Origin of the sequence: Bradyrhizobium sp. HKCCYLS1011 (genome assembly GCF_051167795.1) — a bacterium.
In the GTDB taxonomy this organism is placed as follows: domain Bacteria; phylum Pseudomonadota; class Alphaproteobacteria; order Rhizobiales; family Xanthobacteraceae; genus Bradyrhizobium.
The window spans coordinates 546777-564897 of sequence record NZ_JBNPTT010000002.1 but is presented as its reverse complement, the minus strand read 5'-3'; the positions used below and the strand labels follow the sequence as shown (position 1 = coordinate 564897).

Here is an 18121-nt window from a genome sequence, read left to right as displayed (position 1 = left end):
CGCCCAGTCCTCGCTCGCTCTGTCAGTCATACAACGAGGGACGCGGCCCATATTCCAGGCAGGCCACACCATTTCCGGCAAGCGCCTCTGCGATTTGCTCCGCGATGGCCGAGGCGAGATAGCCGTCCCACGCGCTCGCTCCGACAGATACTCCAGCTTTCACGGCGCTGATCCACTCGGCCATCTGCCTGCGATATGCCTCTTCGAACCTCGGCACCCAATTGTCCGGATACGAATGACCACCTGCTCTGTCTCTGTTCAACAGCGTCAGTGACGCCGGAGCCAGCGACACTGTGCCTTGCCGACCGACCAGTTCGACATGCACATGGTAGCCGTAACCAGCGTTCACGAACACCTCGGTCGAAACGATCTCGTCTTTGTCGGTTTTCATCGTGATCATGAGGGGTTCGCCGCCGGACCCCGCTTGCACATGCGCCGAAATCATCTCCGATCCCAGAAGCCAACGGCTGGCATCGATCTCGTGGACGAACGAATTGGTGACGGCCATCGGACCGGTGAACCACTCCGGGGCGCGAACGTTTCGGTGCACGTTGTGCAGCAACACCGGTTCGCCCAAGCCGCCGGTGTCCTTGACGCGCTTGATCTCCCGATAGCCTGGATCGAACCGGCGCATATAGCCGACCTGGATGAGCCTGCGACCGAAAGCGACTTCCGCCTGCACGACGTCGAGGGCATCCGCTGCTGAGGATGCCAAGGGCTTTTCGCAGAGAACTGGCTTCCCCGCCGCGATGCAGGCGCGTGTCAGGGAGGCATGTGTCGCGTCAGGAGATGCAATCACGATCGCGTCGATCTGATCCGACGCGATCAGCGAATAAGGATCCGAAAAAACGGTTGCTCCAGAGGCAACGGCCGCCGCCCGCGCCGCGTCGGCATCAAAAATCCCCACGAGATGAGCACCCGGAGTCTCGTGCCGGAGTATCCGGGCGTGCTCCGCGCCCATAACACCTGTCCCGATGATTCCTATCCCGACGCTCATTTCACCTCCATCGCCAGGCTCGCCAACATGACCCGCCAAGCCAGTGCAAGACCTGCGTGCTTCTTCGAGCACGACGATATCGGAGCTCTGCGGTTCATTGTACGACTTCATATCCGGCCGAGGCCATCAAGCGCATCAGTTCCGCATGACCTTTCTTGGCCATCTCGAGCGGCGGACTGACCTTCGGGTCCTGTTCCGCTTCGACGACAAACCACCCTTCGTAACCGTAGGACGCGAGGCGCGCGATGATCGCAGCGAAGTCGAGCGAGCCGTCGCCCGGCACCGTGAAGGCCCCTTTCACCACCGCATCGAGGAAGCTCTCCCGCTTCCAGTCGAGCTTCTCGATAACGCTGCTGCGGATATCTTTGGTGTGCACATGGCTGATGCGGGAATGATGTTTGTCGATGACACGCAAGACGTCGCCGCCGGCAAAAGCCATGTGGCCGGCATCGAACAACAGCGGTAGCGCCTCACCCGAATTGGCCATGAGCAGGTCGAGCTCGGCTTCGGTCTCGATCGCCGCAGCCATGTGGTGATGATAGGCGATCGGCATTCCCTGCCCGGCGCACCACTCCGCGAAAGCCGTCATCTTGCGTCCATACGCCCTGATCTCCTCCTCCGAGAGCCTGGGTTTGGTATCGAGCGGCGCAGAGCGAATGCCCTGGATGGAACGAGCGGTTTCGCCGTAGATGATGCAGGGCGCCTTGGCCGCGATGAAGAACTCCATCTGGGCGCGAATGCGATCTTTTTCCCGCTCGATGTCGCTGTCGAGCAGAAGGCCGGAGAACCAGCCGCCGCAAACGGAAATGCCAAATCGGGCGAGCAATGGCCCGAGTTCCTCCATGTTCATGGGGAACCGTCGTCCGGTTTCCATCCCCGTGAAACCAGCGACGCTCGCTTGGCGCAAACACTCCTCCAGACTCACGTCATCGGACAATTCGGCCAGATCATCGTTCCACCAGGCAATGGGGGCAATTCCAAGTTTTGCTTTCATGGCTGTCACACTCCGATGCGCTGCTTCGCGCGGATCTCGTCCTGCTGCTTGCGCGCGCTTCGAACCGTCTCGCGCGAGGATACTTCTGGCACGCCGACGTCCCAGTCGGCGTCGCCAGGAGCCCACGAATACGCGTCTGAGGCGATCGAAAGCACGGTGGTGCGGTCGTTGCCTTTGGCCCATTCGAGCGCGGCGACAAGGTCGGCGAGGCTCTCGCAACGCCGTGCAGCAGCCCCCATGGACTCGGCGTGCTTGGCAAAATCAACGTGAAGAGGGGTGTCGCGATTCTGAACGCGACAATCGGTCAATAAATTATTGAACCCTGGCACGCCTTTGAATTGCTGCAACCGGTTGATCACCGCGAACCCGCCATTGTCACAGACCACGACGATCATCTTGTGACCGCTCAGAACTGTCGAGTAGATATCCGAGTTCATCATCAGATAGGTGCCGTCGCCGACCATCACGATCGGCGTTCCGCCCAGCCCGCCAGGCCCGGAATTGGCCATCGCGTGCCCCCAACCGGCCGCGATCTCGTAACCCATGCAAGAGAAGCCGAACTCGAGGTCAAAGGTGTTCGGCGACTTGACGCGCCAGCCTTTTGCTACCTCGCCAGGCAGGCCGCCGGCTGCTGAAATCAGCGTGTCTTTCTCGCCTGCTGACGCGTTCACGGCCTGGACCACCTGCGCGTAGGTCGGCACCGGCGCGTTATTCGGAGCCTGCAACGACTCCAGCAAAGCATCCCACTCCTTGAAGAGCCTCTGAGCACGCGCCATGTGGGCGGGATCGATGCGCCAAGCGCCAAGCTCGGCATCGAGTTCCGTAACCGTTTCCAGCGCGTCGCCCACGACCGCGACTGCGCGATGCTTTACCGCATCGAACCTGGCCGCATTGATCGAGATAAAGCGCGCGTCCGGGCTGAACGCGGTCCATGATCCCGTCGTGAAATCCTGGAGACGGGTCCCCACCGCAAGGATCACATCGGCTTCGGCTGCGAGCCCGTTCGCCGAGGTTGAGCCGATAACTCCGATCGGTCCCGCATGGGCCGGGTGATAATGGGTGACGGCGCCCTTCCCTGCGACCGTCTCGACAATAGGAATTCCATGCTTGACCGCAAACTCCGCGACGACATGTCCTGCCAGCGAGTAGCGCACGCCGCCGCCGGAGATGAGGATCGGCTTCTTCGCGGTCTTGAGCAGTGCGGCGGCTTCCGCGAATTTATGGCGGTCGGGACGCGGACGCGGGATGGTCCAGGTTCGAGCCTCGAAGAAGACCTCGGGGTAGTCGAAAGCCACCTCCTGGGTGTCCTGTGGAAGCGCGAGGAAGGCCGGGCCACAGTCGGCCGGATCGAGCATCGCTGCCGCCGCCTGCGGGAGCGACGAAATGATCTGCGCCGGATGGGTGATGCGATCCCAGTAGCGTGTGACCGCCTTGAACGCGTCGTTCACAGTGACGGTCGGATCGCCAAAATGCTCGACCTGCTGGAGAACCGGATCTGGCAAGCGGTTGGTGAACGTATCGCCGGAGATGAGAAGAACCGGCAAGCGGTTTGCATGAGCCGTTCCCGCCGCCGTCACCATGTTGAGCGCCCCAGGGCCGATCGACGACGTCGCTATCATGATTTGCCGCCGGAGCTTGGCCTTGGCGAAACCAATGGCCGCCAATGCCATCGACTGTTCGTTCTGCCCGCGCCAGGTCGGTAGACGATCCTGCACAGTTTCCAGAGCCTCGGACAGGCACGTCACGTTGCCATGACCAAAAATGCCGAAGACACCGGCGAACAGGGGGACGCGAACGCCTTCGATTTCAGTGAACTGTTGAGTAAGCCATCGCACCAAGGCCTGGGCCATGGTGAGTCGGATTGTGGCTCCGGTCATGTGGTCTCCTCCCTCGACGGTTTGTGGCCAACATAACCTCTTGCATTGAATATTGACAATATACTTTCTCCGCAACAATTATTGCCAATGGCGGCGGGCGACCTCCATAACTCTTCCGACCGGGCGTTGCGGCGATCGACGACAAATCTCTTCTTCAGAACGTGTTCGGGTTTCTCGCCGGTCACTGAACTGCGACCTCATCGTGAATAAGGATTCCGACATGACCAAACGGAAGCTTCGCATCGGCCTCATCGGCAGCGGCTTCATGGGGAAGGCTCACGTTTTCGGTTACTCAATTGCGATGCGCGTCTTCGACCTTCCCTTCGATCTGGAACTGCATACGATCGCCGACATCACCGACGAGGCGGCCGCGAAAGCCGCCTCCTCCCTGGGCTTCGCGCGCTCAACTTCAGACTGGCGTTCGCTCGTGGCGAGTCCCGACATCGACGTCGTCAACATCACCACGCCCAACGCGCTTCACAAGGACATGGCCTTGGCTGCAATTGCCGGGGGCAAACATGTCTATTGTGAAAAGCCACTGGCGCCGCTTGCGACAGACGCCCGCGAAATGGCGGAGGCCGCCGAAGCGGCGGGAGTAAAGACGCAAGTCGGCTTCAACTATCTCTGCAACCCCATGCTGGGCCTTGCGCGCGACATGATCGCGGCCGGAGAACTCGGCGAGATACGCGGCTACCGCGGTGTCCACGCCGAGGACTACATGGCAGACAGCGCCGGACCCTTCACCTTTCGGCACGACCCGACGGGCGGCGGCGCGCTGGCCGATATTGGTAGCCACGCCTTGGCGACGGCAGAATTCCTGTTGAGTCCAGCCGCGGGACCGATCACCCAAGTGATGGGCGATTGCGTGACGATGATCAAGGAACGTCCGGACGGCAACGGCGGACGGAGGCGCGTCGAAGTCGACGATGTCGGCCGGGCTTTCCTCCGTTTTGCCAACGGCGCCTCCGGCTCGATCGAGGGGAATTGGATTGCGACCGGGCGGAAGATGCAACACGACTTCGAGGTCTATGGAAGCAAAGGCGCTCTCGCCTTCAGCCAGGAACGATTCAACGAGCTGCATTTCTTCTCGACCGCCGATCGCCCTGGCCGTCAGGGATTCCGCCGGATCGAGGCAGGCCCGGACCATCGGCCATATGGCCTGTTCTGCGTTGCGCCTGGCCACCAGCTTGGTTTCAACGACCTGAAGGCGATCGAAGCAGCAGCGTACCTGGACGCCATCGCTGGACATCGATCGGAGCCATTCAGTTTCCGCGCTGGCCTGCGCATCCAAATTCTCGTCGAGGCCATTCACACCTCAAGTCGCGCCGGAACGTGGAAGGATGTTGGTTGAGCGTCCGTTGCGCTGTTTCGGGAGCTTTCTCGACACTCTCGACAGAACGATCCGGTACGACGAGTTCGTAATCTGAGGATGCGATAGACACAAAGGAACCTTTCATCAAGGCCGGGACCTTGCCGTCGGCATACAAGCCAGGCACAGGATTTTACATCGACGCGTCACAAGATGGCGAACCTGCTACTCTCGTCCACACGAACTGCAGCAGCGCTCACTGCGAGACGCGTCGGCAACTACGCGATCGAAATGCAATCCCAATTGCGGCTCATGCCAGACGAGACAGCACCAGTTCGCCAACCAACGGCGCTTCTTGGTGCAGTGAAAGAATGGATAGGTAGGACTATACTTGACTTCGCAGAACTGATCTCCTTAGCACCATTCGTTATGATGGCTCGCCTCTCGCGAACGCCTCGGCATCGTGTGCCGTTCTGTGTGACGCGCCACAAAACTACAATGGCAAAGTGGTACTCATATCCGCAAGGCATTGGATCAACAACGATGAATGCCGGCGCATGGGATGGGCATGTTTGGCGTAGCGTATCCAGCGCTTGCTATCGCGGCGGCAAAGTCGGCGCCGATCTCTGCCTTTTCGGCTGATTTCTCGATCATCAATGCCTCACACGTGCCGCCGCGAGGGATCAACAGGGTTAGGAGTCCGAATGACCGACTTAACCTACTACGTCACCCTATCGGTCTTGTTGCGCTGCGCCTTGCGCGGCGCGGACATGAAGGGTCTCCAGAGACACGCCGGCAGCCCCAGTTTGACCAGCTCCGGATGCAGCCAGGGCGACAACGACCCGGCCTCGTGGCCGAGCCGCCGTAAGCGGCCAAGATACGGCTTGAGCGCGGCTTTGATCGCGTCCGGATCGGTCACCGCGGTGGTCTGAAGCGCCACCTAGCCCTTGTCGTCGACCACGCAAATCACGCTCTCGTCCATGCCGATATCCAGTTAATCGGGCCTTACTTGCGCTTCACCGGATCGCTTACTCGCGCGTAGCAGACATCCTCCACTCTTGGCGGTCTGGATTTCTTAGCGAGTTTCCTGCTGCGGCTCGAACCCATTTCCTTTGAATGTCAGCGCCGCTTCTGGTCCTCTCAGAAACTCAATCAGTCCCTTTGCGTTTTCGGCCGAAGCACTTTCAAGGCCGATCGCACCGGCAAAAACAGTTACGCTCGCAAGATTGCCTGGCAGCGGACCGATCATTTGAACGCCGGCGACTGGCACAATTTCGGATGCTTGCGCAATACCTATGTCGGCGTCACCCGCCGCAACCGCCTTCGCAGCTTGGCCTCCAGCCACCAGAACGGTCTTTCCGCTCATCTGCTTTGCGATGCCCATTCGTTCTATAGCTTGCTCGGACACGACGCCACTTAGTCCGCCTTTTGCAGGATCCGAGTATGCAACTGCTTTTGCTCCTAGCAGAGCTTGCCTGAGGGCTTCTACGGAACCAATATTCGGCATTGGCATGCCGGACCTTGTCACCACTGACACCTCAGTAGTCGCCAAGGTTACGGCGCTGCCGGTCACAACCCTATTTTGCTTCTGTAGATCATTTATCATTCCTCGAGTGAGAATGACCACGTCGACGGCCTCCCCATCCGAAATCCGCTTCATAAGATCTGCCGCCACCTCGCACGTGATAAGGAGTTTATTACCCGTGTCCTTTTCATACGCAGGAGAAAGTTGATCAAGAACGGACTTCAAGGCGACGGACGCAAAGACTTTTACTTGCGCGGCCTGGCCACAAGTAATGGATGCGATGAGGCCGCCAACGGCGAGCGCTGCTGTGACACAACTCGATCGAGTTTTCATTGATATTACGACCCCGCATTGTTCGATTCAGTGGGTGGCGCACCGCGAATAAGCGCACCAGATTTCCATTGAATTACAATCGTCAGCTATTGCGCTGCATTAGCAACACTTGGCCGAGCAACCCGCACCTTGTTATCGAAATGCGCCTTTGAGCATGCGTGACGAGTGTCCGCTCAGTTTCCAGCCACTGACAACTTTATTCTACGCCTTCACAACTTCGCAGACTAAGGCCGCACCGGCGCCAGCCACGCACCGCGGGACACTGAAGCTCGCCGACACGCCACGCTCCTTGGACGTGCCAGCAGGACTACAGCGCTGGACTAAAAGGTACCGGCCCGACGAAGAAGAATATCCGAACGGACGTGTGCTTCGGTCACGGACCTTCCAGGCGCGGTTATGTCTTTTTGTCGACCGGCCGCTTCTAGACTAAGCGTCGGTAGCGCATTTTTTCGTGGGCTGGCATCCAGTCATGGTGGCCGGCACACCGGTGTTCTTGGTTGATTGACTGCGCAGCGCGAATTGCTTGGACTCCAGATCGAGTCTGGAAGACGCTCAACGGCAATCGTTCGCATTTCATGCGTAACTTACTCAGGACGATTTGGAACTGAGGTGTAGCGAATGGCCCCTATTTCCTTTTTTTGATCGCGGCGGACACCAAATCGTAGTGCCAAAAGGCTTACGATATTTGCGAACAGATCGGAAACGGACCTTTCGGCCCGCCGCGCTCTACGAACACCTCAAAGACCTATTTGGATTAGTCCGTTTTGCCAAACTGGTCAGATCAACAGACAGTCATGATGCACTTCGCCGACGCGTTCGACTGGCATTCTTTCCAACGCATCATCCCGAATGGCGTGTTTGCGATTACCCAAAATGCCGCGCCGTTATGCCGCGGAGCTACGCTGGTAGCGAGTTCACACGCGAGCCGCCCGACGATGAACTTGCCTACGCAGCGTGGATCCCGAATGGTGGCAACCTTGGTTGGCTGACCGACGTCTTCACCAGAGACGCTGGAGCGATCTGCACACCAGCCTGCCTGAACACAGCGAGTCACCCGCCCCTATGGTTGCAGGCTCACGCATTAATTCCTATTCCCTGGAGATGATAGATGTCACACTCGGCTTGTTTCGACAACACGAAGCGACGGTGTCTTCCCTGCCGCTGCAGCCTACTCCTTCGGGGGCCTTCTCTAGTGGCAACCATCGTCATGCTGCTGACGCCTGCTGCATGGAGCAAGGCCCGCTCAGAGTTCGGACCAGCAACAGAACCTGTGCTTGTCATCAACAACGGAGCGAACGAGCAGCGCTTTACGGCCGCCCAATTGCTGAACAGGCCAGACGCCGTAATGTTGAGCGCAACGGGTGACATCTATCATAACACCGTCGTCTATCGCGCCGTGCCGTTTTTGGCCCTCTTGAGCAACAGCGTTGATCCGAAATTCGATACCGTCGAAATGGAGGCACGAGACGGCTTCGTCAGCCAAATTCCGTTTACGCTGATCAAGCGCGGCGCAATCGGGGGATCCGTCGCTTATATTGCCGTCGAAGATCCTGCGCATCCCTGGCCGCCATTGCCGCAGAAAACAGAGACGGCTGGTCCGTTTTACCTTATCTGGGACGATCCGGAGAAATCAGAAATCGCACGCGAGCAATGGCCCTATCAGTTGACCCGCGTGACCCTCGTCGAGAGCCCGGTTCACCGCTGGCCTCAGATCGCGGTGCCGGCGACGACGGCAGCCGACGCTCCGGCTCGACGCGGGCAAGACGTTTTTGTTGCGCAATGTCTGCCGTGTCATCGGTTGAATGGAGGCGGCGCGAGCGATACTGGACCCGACTTCGGACGCCCGATGTTTCCGACACAATACCTGACCGATGCCGGATTGCGCGCCATCATCCGAGATCCGAAGGCAGTCCGCACCTGGCCAGCTCAACAGATGATCGGCTTCAGCAAACGTAACATCTCAGACGCGGACCTCGGTGCACTAGTCGCATATTTGCACACCATGGCGACGACCTCAGGGGAATGCCTCAGTCAAGCAAACGATTCGTCGTGCACGCGAAAGTGATTTGATCTCGATAGCGCGCTACGAAAGGATTCCAGCCCGCAGGTTTCCTGCTGCGCGACGGATACCTCAAGCCTTGATCGGCCGCGCAGATCCGTCCGGATGCCTTGACGAACATGTTAGCTGGGGGCATTCGGCTGCTGATCATAGACAGCCGGCGGTCGATCTATACTGTGCAGGTCGGCATTGGCCTGATCTTTTTTGCTCATCGCAGCTGATCGGGATTTCGCGAGAGCGCAAGGCTTGATGCGGCTGGTTGCCTCGTGCCCACGGCGATGACAAGCTAGCTTCACGAGCTGACGCATCCGATTTCGCTCGCCTACTCCGGGTGGGCGCTGTCCGCCGCGCTTCGTGGAGCTACTCGTTCGTCCAGATGACAGGTATGCACAACCGCGCTCCGTGCAATTTGGATACGTCTGCCCCATGAAACGTGCCATTTTTCCTCCAATCGCAACCACATGGAGCGCTGCGGTCGCATGAACTTCGTTGAGTATCCAATTGCCGTCGGCGCAAAAGCCTCAGCGGAGGAGGAGACTGGCATTCTAAGATGTTTTCGTTCACCGCAGCCCCTTTCCGATATTCTCGAGGCAATCTGGGATTGCGATATTCCGAATGCTAGATTCGCAAAGTCGCTTACAATCAAGTGCGCCCCCGGCACCTCTCTTCAGCTAATTGGTCAATATCGACGACCGGCGGAGATACATCAACGCGCCAAGCTCCTGCCAGCGAAGTGCGCGACCCACATTCAATCGCATGCCGTCACCTTGCGCCCCACCGGAGGGCTTGGCGTTATCATCGTTTCTCTTAGGTCCGACGCGGCGAGCCGCGTAGTCCAAGCTCCGATTAGGGAGTTCGCAAACGCCACTGTTTATCTGGGAGATTTGTTCAGGGCTTGGGAAGTGGCAATGTGCGATGAAATGCTCGCGGCGGCACAGACGAGTGAAGAGCGCGTTGCCGGCGTCCAGGCCTTCCTGCTTCAACACCTTCGCCCCCATACAGATAACCTCGCTAACCGCGCGGCCTGCTTTCTCAGGAGAAACCCAACAATACAGATGAGTTCACTTGCAGCGAGGCTTGGCACCAGTTCACGCAACCTTTCGCGTGCCTTCAGTGCTGCTTTTGGCCTGAGTCCGAAGCGGTTTGCGCGGTTGGCTCGTTTCCAGAAGATCCTCGCAGAACGCCGCCGCGGCCGATCCTGGGCACAGACCGCCTACGCCTGTGGTTTAACCGATCAGGCGCACCTTATCGACGAATTCCACGACCTGGTAGGCGAAGCGCCGACAGATTTTTTCGCTCACGAGCTTAGCGTCGGCGCCTGCGGTATGGACGAAGCCAACCTCATTATTCAGCGCGCCGCGCCCATTGCTCGGCCGATCACAGTTCCTTGAAGCGCATGGCCGAAACCGGCCAAGATCGAATTCGATGATTCCATGTAACTGATGCCGGAATTGAAGCCCAACCAACATCGTCGAGAGTCCCCACGACGGTCTCGAACGCCACGACGACTGCGTCGAACGAACGTGTCGTGCGGTAGACGAGGTGGTTAACCGATAGCTGCGTTATCATCTTTTCTCCTTAGGGCTCGGATCTCAGGCTGTTCCGCCACGTTCCGCACTGGTGCTCTTAGCGACCCGGTCCCTCCGATTGTTATTCAGTCTGTTGCTTCTCGCTCGAAGGCATAGCGGGCTTCCAAGCCAAGTAGTGCCGAGCGTAGCGACGACGCAGCTCCATTTTTTGCACCTTACCCGTGGCACCATAGACGAGCGCTTCGACAAAAATGATATCGTCGGGAAGCCACCATTTCGCAATCTTGCCTTCGAGAAAAGCGTATATAGACGCTGCCGTGGCCGGGTTGGATGCAGCGGGGACGATCAGAAGCAGTGGTCGCTCTTCCCATTGCGGGTGAGGAATTCCGATCAACGCAGCATCTGCAACGCCGGGGCAGCTAACCGTGAGATTCTCTACATCGATGGAACTGATCCATTCACCACCTGACTTGATCACGTCCTTGGCGCGGTCCGTTAGACGAATGTGATGGTCGTTGTCCATGACGGCCAGATCCCCAGTGTTGAACCATCCGTCTTCCAACAATGGACTTTCGTCGCGGAAATAGCCGCTTGTAACCCAGGGACCCCGGACCATGAGCCGCCCGACCGACACGCCGTCTCGTGGCAATTCGTTTCCATTCTCGTCCGCAATCTTGATATCGACGCCGTACATCGGATGGCCCTGTCCGGCTTTCCGCTTCAATTGCGCGTCCGCAGCAAGCCGGGCGGTTTTCCCCGAAGGTTCGGGAAAGGTCGCGGCGGGGCTCGTTTCAGTCATGCCCCACACGTGGCAGACGGAAACGCCCATTCGCTCGAACCCCTCTATCAGGCTCAAGGCAGGTGCCGAACCTGCGACAACGATTCGTCTCAAGGAACCGGCACCTCGCCCTTCCGCCTCGAAGTGCTGCAACAATCTTGCATACAAGACCGGCACGCCGGCGGTTACCGTCACTTCTTCTGCTTCGATCAAATCGCCGATGCTCGCAGCATCCAGCTTCGGACCTGGCAGCACCAACTTGGCCCCGACCATCGGTGCAGCGTGCGTGAACCCCCAAGCCCCGTTGGCGTGAAACATCGGGGTCATGGGAAGGACCGCGTCCAGCGCTGTGAGGCCCCCGAACGACGCGCTGCAGATCGATAGGCAATGCAAGACATCCGACCGGTGCGAATAAAGCACTCCCTTAGGATTGCCGGTGGTACCCGACGTGTAAAAAAGAGACGATGCGGACAACTCATCGAATGAGGGCCAGGTGAAGTTTTCGTCACCCTCGTCAACAAGATCTTCGTAGCTGCGAACGTTGGGAATAGTTGTTGAAAGCATGGCCGCCCGATCTGCCAACACCACAAATAGCTCCACCGTCGGCAGTTCTCCGGCAAGCTTCTCGACCATCGGAACGAAGGAGGGTTCGATGAATAGAACCTTGTCCTCGGCATGTGCGGCGATGTAATGAATTTGAGCCGGCAGCAGCCTTGGATTAATTGCGTGCCATACTGCACCCATTCCGGTGACAGCATACTCGATCTCAAAATGACGATGAGTGTTCCAGGCCAGGGTCCCTACCCGATCGCCCTGGACGATGCCGAGTTGCCGAAGCGTGTCGGCAAGCTTTCGTGCGCGCCGCGCCGCGCTCCCATAAGTCTGGCGATGTATAGGCCCTTCGGCGAAACGCGAGACGATTTCGACGTCACCGTGGAATCGACTTGCGTGCTGCAACAACGACGACAACAACAGCGGTTGATTTTGCATTAAACCCTTCATAGCCTCGTACCCCGAGCTGCCTCGTTGCGTTATCCGAAAGCCACTACTTCCTTCAGATGTGAAAATCGGAGCTGGCGATCTCATCGAACGCCGTTCGCCGGATGCTCAACAGATTGAAAAGCGGAGTTAGGACGACGACCAGTGCAACGTTAAGGACCACCGTATAGAGCGCGGCGTAACCCGGGAACACGTAGCCGGCGATCTTGAGAGGATAAGTCGGCGTAAGGTTTACTGCGACAGCCATTGCTGTTCCGGCGATGGTTCCCGCGGCCCAGCCGACAAGCAGCGCCCAGCCGTTAAACCAACTCGTATACGCGCCGAGCACCACCGACGGAAATATCTGAATAATCCAGATTCCGCCGAGGAGCTGTAGGTAGACTGCGTACTGCGTTGGCACCGCCATAATAAACGCCAAGGCGCCGAATTTGACGATCAGCGATACCCGCTTCGCCATTTGCGCTTCCTGCCTATCCGAAACAGACTTGTTGATGAACTCTCGGTGAATATTGCGCGTATAAAGATTTGCTGCAGCGATCGACATGATTGCCGCCGGCACCAAAGCACCCATACCGATGGCAGAAAAGGCAACGCCGACAAACCAGGATGGGAAGCTATTGAGAAAAAGGGCCGGCACCGCGAAGTTGTTGCCGAACCGTTTGAATCCGTCGGCGTATTCGTGAAGCGTATTGACTCTGGCCGCGATGGCGAAAAATCCGAGGAGCGCGAGCAAGCCTAGCAGGAACGAATACGCCGGCAGCAGTGCAGCGTTCCGACGGATAGCGCGACCGCTGCTAGCGCTCAGAATTCCCGTGAGAGAATGGGGATACAGATAGATTGATAGTGCCGAGCCAAGCGCCAGGGTCGCATAAGCGCTGTATGCGCCTGTGCTCCCAGGGCCGGGAGCCGCCAGAAGTAATTTCGACGACGGCACCGCCGCAAAGATCTTTCCGAAGCCGCCGAGTTCGATTGGAATAATGATCACGGCGGCGAAAGCCGTGATGTAGATGAGTATATCCTTGACAATTGCGATGGAGGCCGGCGCCCGTATACCACTTGAGTAAGTGAAGGCCGCCAGGACCATGAACGCAATAATCAGCGGCAGATCGGCCAACAATCCCGTCCCGGAAACACCCAGCGCGCTAATGATGATCTGTAGGCCATCGAGTTGGAGGGCCATGTAAGGCATCGTCGCCACAATACTGGTAATCGCCACCGCAAGAGCCAGCCAACGATTCCCAAAGCGGCCGCGCACGAAGTCACCGGCGGTGATATAGTTGTGCTTGTGACAGACATGCCAGAGACGCGGGAACACCAGGAAAAAGATTGGATAGGCGACTATCGTAAACGGAACCGCGAAGAAAGCGATGGCCCCGGCGCCAAAGGCGAGTGAGGGAACGGCAATGAAAGTGTAGGCGGTGTAGATATCACCGCCTATGAGAAACCAGGTGATGACCGCACCGAAACGTCGGCCGCCGAGCCCCCATTCATGCAGCAAGTCGAGATCGCCTTTTCGCCACCTGGCCGCGGCAAAGCCTAACCAAGTGACTAAGCCAAATAACAATGCGAAGACGCTGAGAGCAATCCAGTTGACTTCCGACACAACGGTTTCCTGCTGGTTCTAAGGAGGGCTCAGTGTTCAGCCGTGCCAGACCGCTACTCGTCGGTTGCAAAGTGGACGATCGCGGTGAGAATAGCGCCGATGACCACCCAGGACAGCTGATACCAATAGAAGAACGGCATGCCGATCAAAGCGGGCTCCGCCCTGTTGTAGAAGGGCGGCCAGAGGACCGCGATAAATTGGACGAGCAAGAGCAGGCGCCACCAGCTCCACTCTTGCCGCTTTTTGCGCGATCCAGCCATCGTGCCTCCTGGGGGCGGATCCAATCGGCTGCGTAACCGGCGGGATTCAAAAACCTGCCGGAGATTCAACGCCTGTGCTCCTTGAGCCAGTTCGCCTCTTCCTCAGGTGTGGTTCCGGGCAGTATCAGACCGAATTCCATTCCGTGGCCCGGCGGAATCTCCGCGACAATGATGGCGAGAGCATCACTTGAAATGCCGCCGATCTTCACGGCCGCATCATTGAGTTGCTTCAGCATCGAATGTTTCGTTTCCATGGTTCTCCCTGGTCGAATATGGCAAAGCAGGAATACAGTGGCAGAGGGCGTCTCAGCCAAAAAGCCGCTTCCCTCCGGATAGGTATTGAAGATGACTCGTACAAAGTTTCTCGGCGCTCCCGTCGCACTGCAGTGAATGTCTGTGACGGCCCTTGCCAGTGACTTTCTTTGATCTTGAGAGAAGGTGCCTTGCTGCGAGGTCCAAACGTAAACGGGCATTAGAACTATCCTTTCATGTGGTCGGGCTGGCGCGACCGGGTGTGCTTGCTTGCCTCGCGGAGCCGCGATTGTTATCAACCGCGGGCTGCCGCTATGTCACTTCAACGCCTTTCTCCTTGATAGCCAGTGATCCGCGACGGATGCGCCTGCTCGCTCTCAATTCTGATCTGGGACCGTTACCAGCGAGGTCGCCTTGAGTTTGTGCTCGGCCTGGAGGATATGTCCCGCGCGCTCTCCGATGATCACACACGGCGCCATGGTGTTGCCGATCGTGATGCGCGGCATAATGGAGCCGTCCGCGATGCGAAGGCTTTCAACGCCGCGCACTTTAAGAGAGCTGTCGACGACGGACATCGAATCCTGGCCCATCTTGGCCGTGCACGTCTGATGCCAATAGGTAACAGCGGCATTCCGGATAAAGTCCTCGAGGTCTTTGCCCCTCAGCTTGCCCGGCATGATCTCTCGTTTCGTGAAGCGCTTCATGGCTGCGGAATTGCCGACCGCGCGGCACAGTTCGACGCACGAAATAGCGGCCGTCATATCGTCCGGGTGAGACAAGAAGCCGGCTTCGATCTGAATGGGGTCCTCTGATCTAGCGCCGGTGAGCCGAATTCTGCCTCTGCTCTTGGGCCGCTCCAGCCCCCCGAACAACGTCCAACAATTTGTTGGCGGCTGGAATCTCGCCGCGTTCTCCAAGCTTGTCTTCGTAAACTCCGCCAGGCAAACCTGAATATCGGGATGGTCCAAACCTGAATCGCTCTGGCAGAAATACGTTACTTCCACTCCAGTATTGTGCGGCGTCAAAAGCTCGGGGGACTCCCAGACGCAGTCGAAACCGACATGATCCTGGAAGTTCGCGCCGACACCAGGGAGATGTTGGATGACCGGAATTCCAAAGCGCTCCAGTTCGGCTCTGTCTCCAACACCAGACTGCATGAGAAGCTTCGGCGTGTGGCACGCGCCAAGCGAGACAACGATCTCGCTGCTCGCATGGATACGATGCGGCGCGCCGGCATGCGATATCTCGACACTCGCTGCACGCTTGCCGTCGAAGATGATACGGTTGACAACCGCGCGTGTGAGGACCGTCAGGTTCGGTCGATCCATATACGGAAATACGTAGGATCGAAAGACGGATCGCCGCTTTCCGTCACTGACCCTCATATCGATGACGGATGCACCGCTCTTGCTCTCCATCATACGGCCATTCTGATGCTCGAAGATCGGAATCCCATTCGATTGACACCCATCGAGGACCGCCGAAACAATAGGATTTGGCGCACGCGCTGGCTGCACATGGACCAGGCCGCCCGTGCCCCGGTACTTCGGATCGGCGATGCCGTGCCAGTCCTCGATCTGACGATAGATATTTAAAACTGAATCGTAGCTCCAAGCCGAGTCTCCAGCCTCGGAGGCAAAATAGTCCCAATCGGTCTTGTGCCCGCGAGCCCAAATCATGACATTGATACTTGACCCTCCCCCGAGCACCTTCCCCATGGGCAACGGAACCGCGCGGTCGTTGAGATGCGGATTTGGCTCGGCCACAAATCCCCAATCTCGCTCACTGCCGAGATTCATCGGCCATTGGCCGGCTTCCAGAACGCTGGGTCCGACATCGTCCCCGCCCGCTTCGACCAACAGCACGCTCACATTGCCGTCCTCAGCAAGACGCCGGGCGACGACCGATCCTGAGGATCCTGAGCCGCAAACGATGAAGTCGTAATGCGACTTAAGGTTCGAGCGGAGTTGCTGCTGGTTTGCGCGTACGCTGCTTAAAAACTCTGCTGACCCGTCACTCATGTAATTTCCTTCATTGCGCAACTGGAGCAGGAACGTCGCCGAACATCGGCTGCGTTTGTTTGCATGATACATATAATTCTATTGACGTACCATTCTCGTTTCAGGAAATACGGAATCCAGTTACCGTTGAAACAAACAGAGGAGGAGTGCCTCAAGCATTGCAAATTGTCCGCAGAAGTATAATCATCATATAAACAAGCGCTGGCAGCGTTCGGGCGCCGTCCCGGCGCTAGTCGCGCAATGAAGGAAACTCGTTCGGCATTGATGCCGATTGGAGCTCAAGATGATCTTTGTGAACTACTTGCAATACGGCGAGCGCGAAAGAATCCTCGAGCTACGGCCCGCGCATCAAAAGTACCTCTTCGGACTCCTGGAACAGGGGAAGCTGGTCGCCGCCGGATCATTCCCGGGGGACGTTGGTGGTCTTTATCTATACGCGACGGACAGCCAAGAAGCGGCAGAGCTTCTAATGGCGGATGATCCCTATGTTCAGGGGAACGCCATTGCGAGCTTTCGCATCACGGCCTGGGAGGTACATGGCGTGAATCCCGACCTCCTCCGCGTGTCCAAGAAGATCTCAGGACGGCCTTCACGATTCAATCGACCGGCGTAGAGACAACGCTTCGTGAAGCGGAGGGGTGAGCTTCTGAGCTTCTGGAGCAGTCACGTCGAAGCCTCCAGCGCATTGAATCGATCGCCGCCCAAACGAATCGTCACGGGCCTCGCTCGGGCCTCCCTTACACCATCATCGCCCTCACGATCGTTCGGTCTTGGTTACCGTAAAGTCGCGACTGCTATTGGGAGTTGTTGCGTGCCTGTGAGATCGAAGATCACCTATTATGCCCGCTGCAGCAGAAAGGCCGTGAGTTCGTTGGGCACGTCGAGCATCACATCGTGCCCGCATGGAAGCTCCTCCCGCCACCAGCGTCGCTCGGCCGCCTTGGCGTAAAACTGACCGAACGGACCGTCATAGCCTCGTGCCAGAATGTACCCGATGGTTGGGATGCTGTCGCAGGCGCCGCTAATCCGCGCCTGGGTTTCACAACTGGACAGCGGATGTATCGTGCACTGACGGTCCACCCAGGCGGTATCCGCCGCATTGACAGCGAACTGCGCGGCCGGCATCGGAGGGATCTTCCAGCCATCGCCGTGGGCTGTAGCTAGTTGCCGCATAACGTTGCCGCCATCGGGCATGTAATCGAAAAGGGACTTGCCGTTTTCGGGAACAAAGGCGTCGAGGTAGATCAGCGAACGAATCCGGTCCGGCATTCGGTCGGCGACATGGCGCACAACGGCACCGCCGTAGGAATGTCCGACCAGGACGATGTCGCGCAGGTCCTCCCAAGCCATTAGATTGGTCACATCGGCGACATGGGTATCGAGGCCGACGTCGCGGCTCAGCAGGTGAGAGCGTTCGCCGAGGCCTGTTAATGTTGGCGTGAACACCTGGTGGCCTGCGGCAGTCAGCAGGCGACGCACCCGCGCCCAGCACCAGCTACCATGCCATGCGCCGTGGACTAAGACGTAATCGGTCATTGTGGAGCGTTCCTTGAAGGCCGTCGCCGCGACGCGCGGCGATCTGAAC

14 protein-coding genes and 1 pseudogene are annotated in these 18121 nt (G+C 58.2%); 4 read left to right on the top strand and 11 right to left on the bottom strand.

The annotated features are described in order from the left end of the window. Positions 1 to 22: 22 nt before the first annotated feature. The 3 genes from ACQR1W_RS07160 to iolD all read right to left on the bottom strand — a co-directional run bounded on the left by ACQR1W_RS07160 (position 23) and on the right by iolD (position 3868). Positions 23 to 997: a Gfo/Idh/MocA family oxidoreductase gene (locus tag ACQR1W_RS07160; RefSeq protein WP_434850120.1), complete on the bottom strand. Its 975-nt coding sequence runs from the start codon at positions 995 to 997 to the stop codon at positions 23 to 25. 94 nt (positions 998 to 1091) lie between these two features. Continuing rightward, positions 1092 to 1991, bottom strand: a complete 900-nt coding sequence (gene iolE, locus ACQR1W_RS07155; RefSeq protein ID WP_434850452.1) for a myo-inosose-2 dehydratase — start codon at positions 1989 to 1991, stop codon at positions 1092 to 1094. A 5-nt stretch (positions 1992 to 1996) separates the two neighbouring features. Then, complete coding sequence (iolD, locus tag ACQR1W_RS07150; protein ID WP_434850119.1) at positions 1997 to 3868, bottom strand: 3D-(3,5/4)-trihydroxycyclohexane-1,2-dione acylhydrolase (decyclizing); 1872 nt, start codon at positions 3866 to 3868, stop codon at positions 1997 to 1999. A 220-nt stretch (positions 3869 to 4088) separates the two neighbouring features. On the opposite strand from iolD, the gene ACQR1W_RS07145 reads away from it, so the two are divergent. Continuing rightward, a complete protein-coding gene (locus tag ACQR1W_RS07145; RefSeq protein WP_434850451.1) occupies positions 4089 to 5219 on the top strand; it encodes a Gfo/Idh/MocA family protein in 1131 nt (376 codons plus the stop codon). A gap of 688 nt (positions 5220 to 5907) precedes the next feature. Here ACQR1W_RS07145 and ACQR1W_RS07140 read toward each other — a convergent pair. Further along, a pseudogene (locus ACQR1W_RS07140) lies at positions 5908 to 6159 on the bottom strand (IS110 family transposase); the annotation flags it as partial. Between the two features lie 93 nt (positions 6160 to 6252). Next, positions 6253 to 7035, bottom strand: coding sequence for a substrate-binding domain-containing protein (locus tag ACQR1W_RS07135; protein ID WP_434850118.1), 783 nt, complete (start codon positions 7033 to 7035; stop codon positions 6253 to 6255). Positions 7036 to 8227: 1192 nt separating this feature from the next. Here ACQR1W_RS07135 and ACQR1W_RS07130 point away from each other — a divergent pair. Together ACQR1W_RS07130 and ACQR1W_RS07125 are read left to right on the top strand one after the other, a co-directional pair. Continuing rightward, complete coding sequence (locus tag ACQR1W_RS07130; protein ID WP_434850117.1) at positions 8228 to 9100, top strand: c-type cytochrome; 873 nt, start codon at positions 8228 to 8230, stop codon at positions 9098 to 9100. A 473-nt stretch (positions 9101 to 9573) separates the two neighbouring features. Continuing rightward, positions 9574 to 10485 (top strand): helix-turn-helix domain-containing protein, encoded by a 912-nt coding sequence (locus ACQR1W_RS07125; protein WP_434850116.1) that lies wholly within the window; start codon positions 9574 to 9576, stop codon positions 10483 to 10485. A 259-nt stretch (positions 10486 to 10744) separates the two neighbouring features. Here ACQR1W_RS07125 and ACQR1W_RS07120 read toward each other — a convergent pair whose 3' ends face one another. The 5 genes from ACQR1W_RS07120 to ACQR1W_RS07100 all read right to left on the bottom strand — a co-directional run bounded on the left by ACQR1W_RS07120 (position 10745) and on the right by ACQR1W_RS07100 (position 16536). Further along, positions 10745 to 12391, bottom strand: coding sequence for a long-chain fatty acid--CoA ligase (locus tag ACQR1W_RS07120; RefSeq protein WP_434850115.1), 1647 nt, complete (start codon positions 12389 to 12391; stop codon positions 10745 to 10747). A 64-nt stretch (positions 12392 to 12455) separates the two neighbouring features. Then, positions 12456 to 14003: a monocarboxylate uptake permease MctP gene (gene mctP, locus ACQR1W_RS07115; RefSeq protein ID WP_434850114.1), complete on the bottom strand. Its 1548-nt coding sequence runs from the start codon at positions 14001 to 14003 to the stop codon at positions 12456 to 12458. A 53-nt stretch (positions 14004 to 14056) separates the two neighbouring features. Next, a complete protein-coding gene (locus tag ACQR1W_RS07110) occupies positions 14057 to 14263 on the bottom strand; it encodes a DUF3311 domain-containing protein (protein ID WP_434850113.1) in 207 nt (68 codons plus the stop codon). A gap of 65 nt (positions 14264 to 14328) precedes the next feature. After that, positions 14329 to 14736: a tautomerase family protein gene (locus ACQR1W_RS07105; RefSeq protein WP_434850112.1), complete on the bottom strand. Its 408-nt coding sequence runs from the start codon at positions 14734 to 14736 to the stop codon at positions 14329 to 14331. A 156-nt stretch (positions 14737 to 14892) separates the two neighbouring features. Then, positions 14893 to 16536, bottom strand: coding sequence for a GMC family oxidoreductase (locus ACQR1W_RS07100; protein ID WP_434850111.1), 1644 nt, complete (start codon positions 16534 to 16536; stop codon positions 14893 to 14895). 283 nt (positions 16537 to 16819) lie between these two features. On the opposite strand from ACQR1W_RS07100, the gene ACQR1W_RS07095 reads away from it, so the two are divergent. Continuing rightward, entirely contained in the window at positions 16820 to 17149 is a 330-nt protein-coding gene (locus ACQR1W_RS07095; protein WP_434850110.1) for a YciI family protein, read from the top strand. 224 nt (positions 17150 to 17373) lie between these two features. Here the strand turns inward: ACQR1W_RS07095 and ACQR1W_RS07090 are convergent, their stop codons facing one another. Beyond that, on the bottom strand, positions 17374 to 18072 hold the full coding sequence (locus tag ACQR1W_RS07090) for an alpha/beta fold hydrolase (RefSeq protein ID WP_434850109.1): 699 nt from the start codon (positions 18070 to 18072) through the stop codon (positions 17374 to 17376). Positions 18073 to 18121: the final 49 nt, after the last annotated feature.

What these genes read in the sequence shown, in the direction of transcription:
- ACQR1W_RS07160 (WP_434850120.1), bottom strand. Translation starts at nt 997, where the DNA reads ATGAGCGTCGGGATAGGAATCATCGGGACAGGTGTTATGGGCGCGGAG.
- iolE (WP_434850452.1), bottom strand. Translation starts at nt 1,991, where the DNA reads ATGAAAGCAAAACTTGGAATTGCCCCCATTGCCTGGTGGAACGATGAT.
- iolD (WP_434850119.1), bottom strand. Translation starts at nt 3,868, where the DNA reads ATGACCGGAGCCACAATCCGACTCACCATGGCCCAGGCCTTGGTGCGA.
- ACQR1W_RS07145 (WP_434850451.1), top strand. Translation starts at nt 4,089, where the DNA reads ATGACCAAACGGAAGCTTCGCATCGGCCTCATCGGCAGCGGCTTCATG.
- ACQR1W_RS07135 (WP_434850118.1), bottom strand. Translation starts at nt 7,035, where the DNA reads ATGAAAACTCGATCGAGTTGTGTCACAGCAGCGCTCGCCGTTGGCGGC.
- ACQR1W_RS07125 (WP_434850116.1), top strand. Translation starts at nt 9,574, where the DNA reads ATGAACTTCGTTGAGTATCCAATTGCCGTCGGCGCAAAAGCCTCAGCG.
- ACQR1W_RS07120 (WP_434850115.1), bottom strand. Translation starts at nt 12,391, where the DNA reads ATGCAAAATCAACCGCTGTTGTTGTCGTCGTTGTTGCAGCACGCAAGT.
- ACQR1W_RS07110 (WP_434850113.1), bottom strand. Translation starts at nt 14,263, where the DNA reads ATGGCTGGATCGCGCAAAAAGCGGCAAGAGTGGAGCTGGTGGCGCCTG.
- ACQR1W_RS07105 (WP_434850112.1), bottom strand. Translation starts at nt 14,736, where the DNA reads ATGCCCGTTTACGTTTGGACCTCGCAGCAAGGCACCTTCTCTCAAGAT.
- ACQR1W_RS07100 (WP_434850111.1), bottom strand. Translation starts at nt 16,536, where the DNA reads ATGAGTGACGGGTCAGCAGAGTTTTTAAGCAGCGTACGCGCAAACCAG.
- ACQR1W_RS07095 (WP_434850110.1), top strand. Translation starts at nt 16,820, where the DNA reads ATGATCTTTGTGAACTACTTGCAATACGGCGAGCGCGAAAGAATCCTC.
- ACQR1W_RS07090 (WP_434850109.1), bottom strand. Translation starts at nt 18,072, where the DNA reads ATGACCGATTACGTCTTAGTCCACGGCGCATGGCATGGTAGCTGGTGC.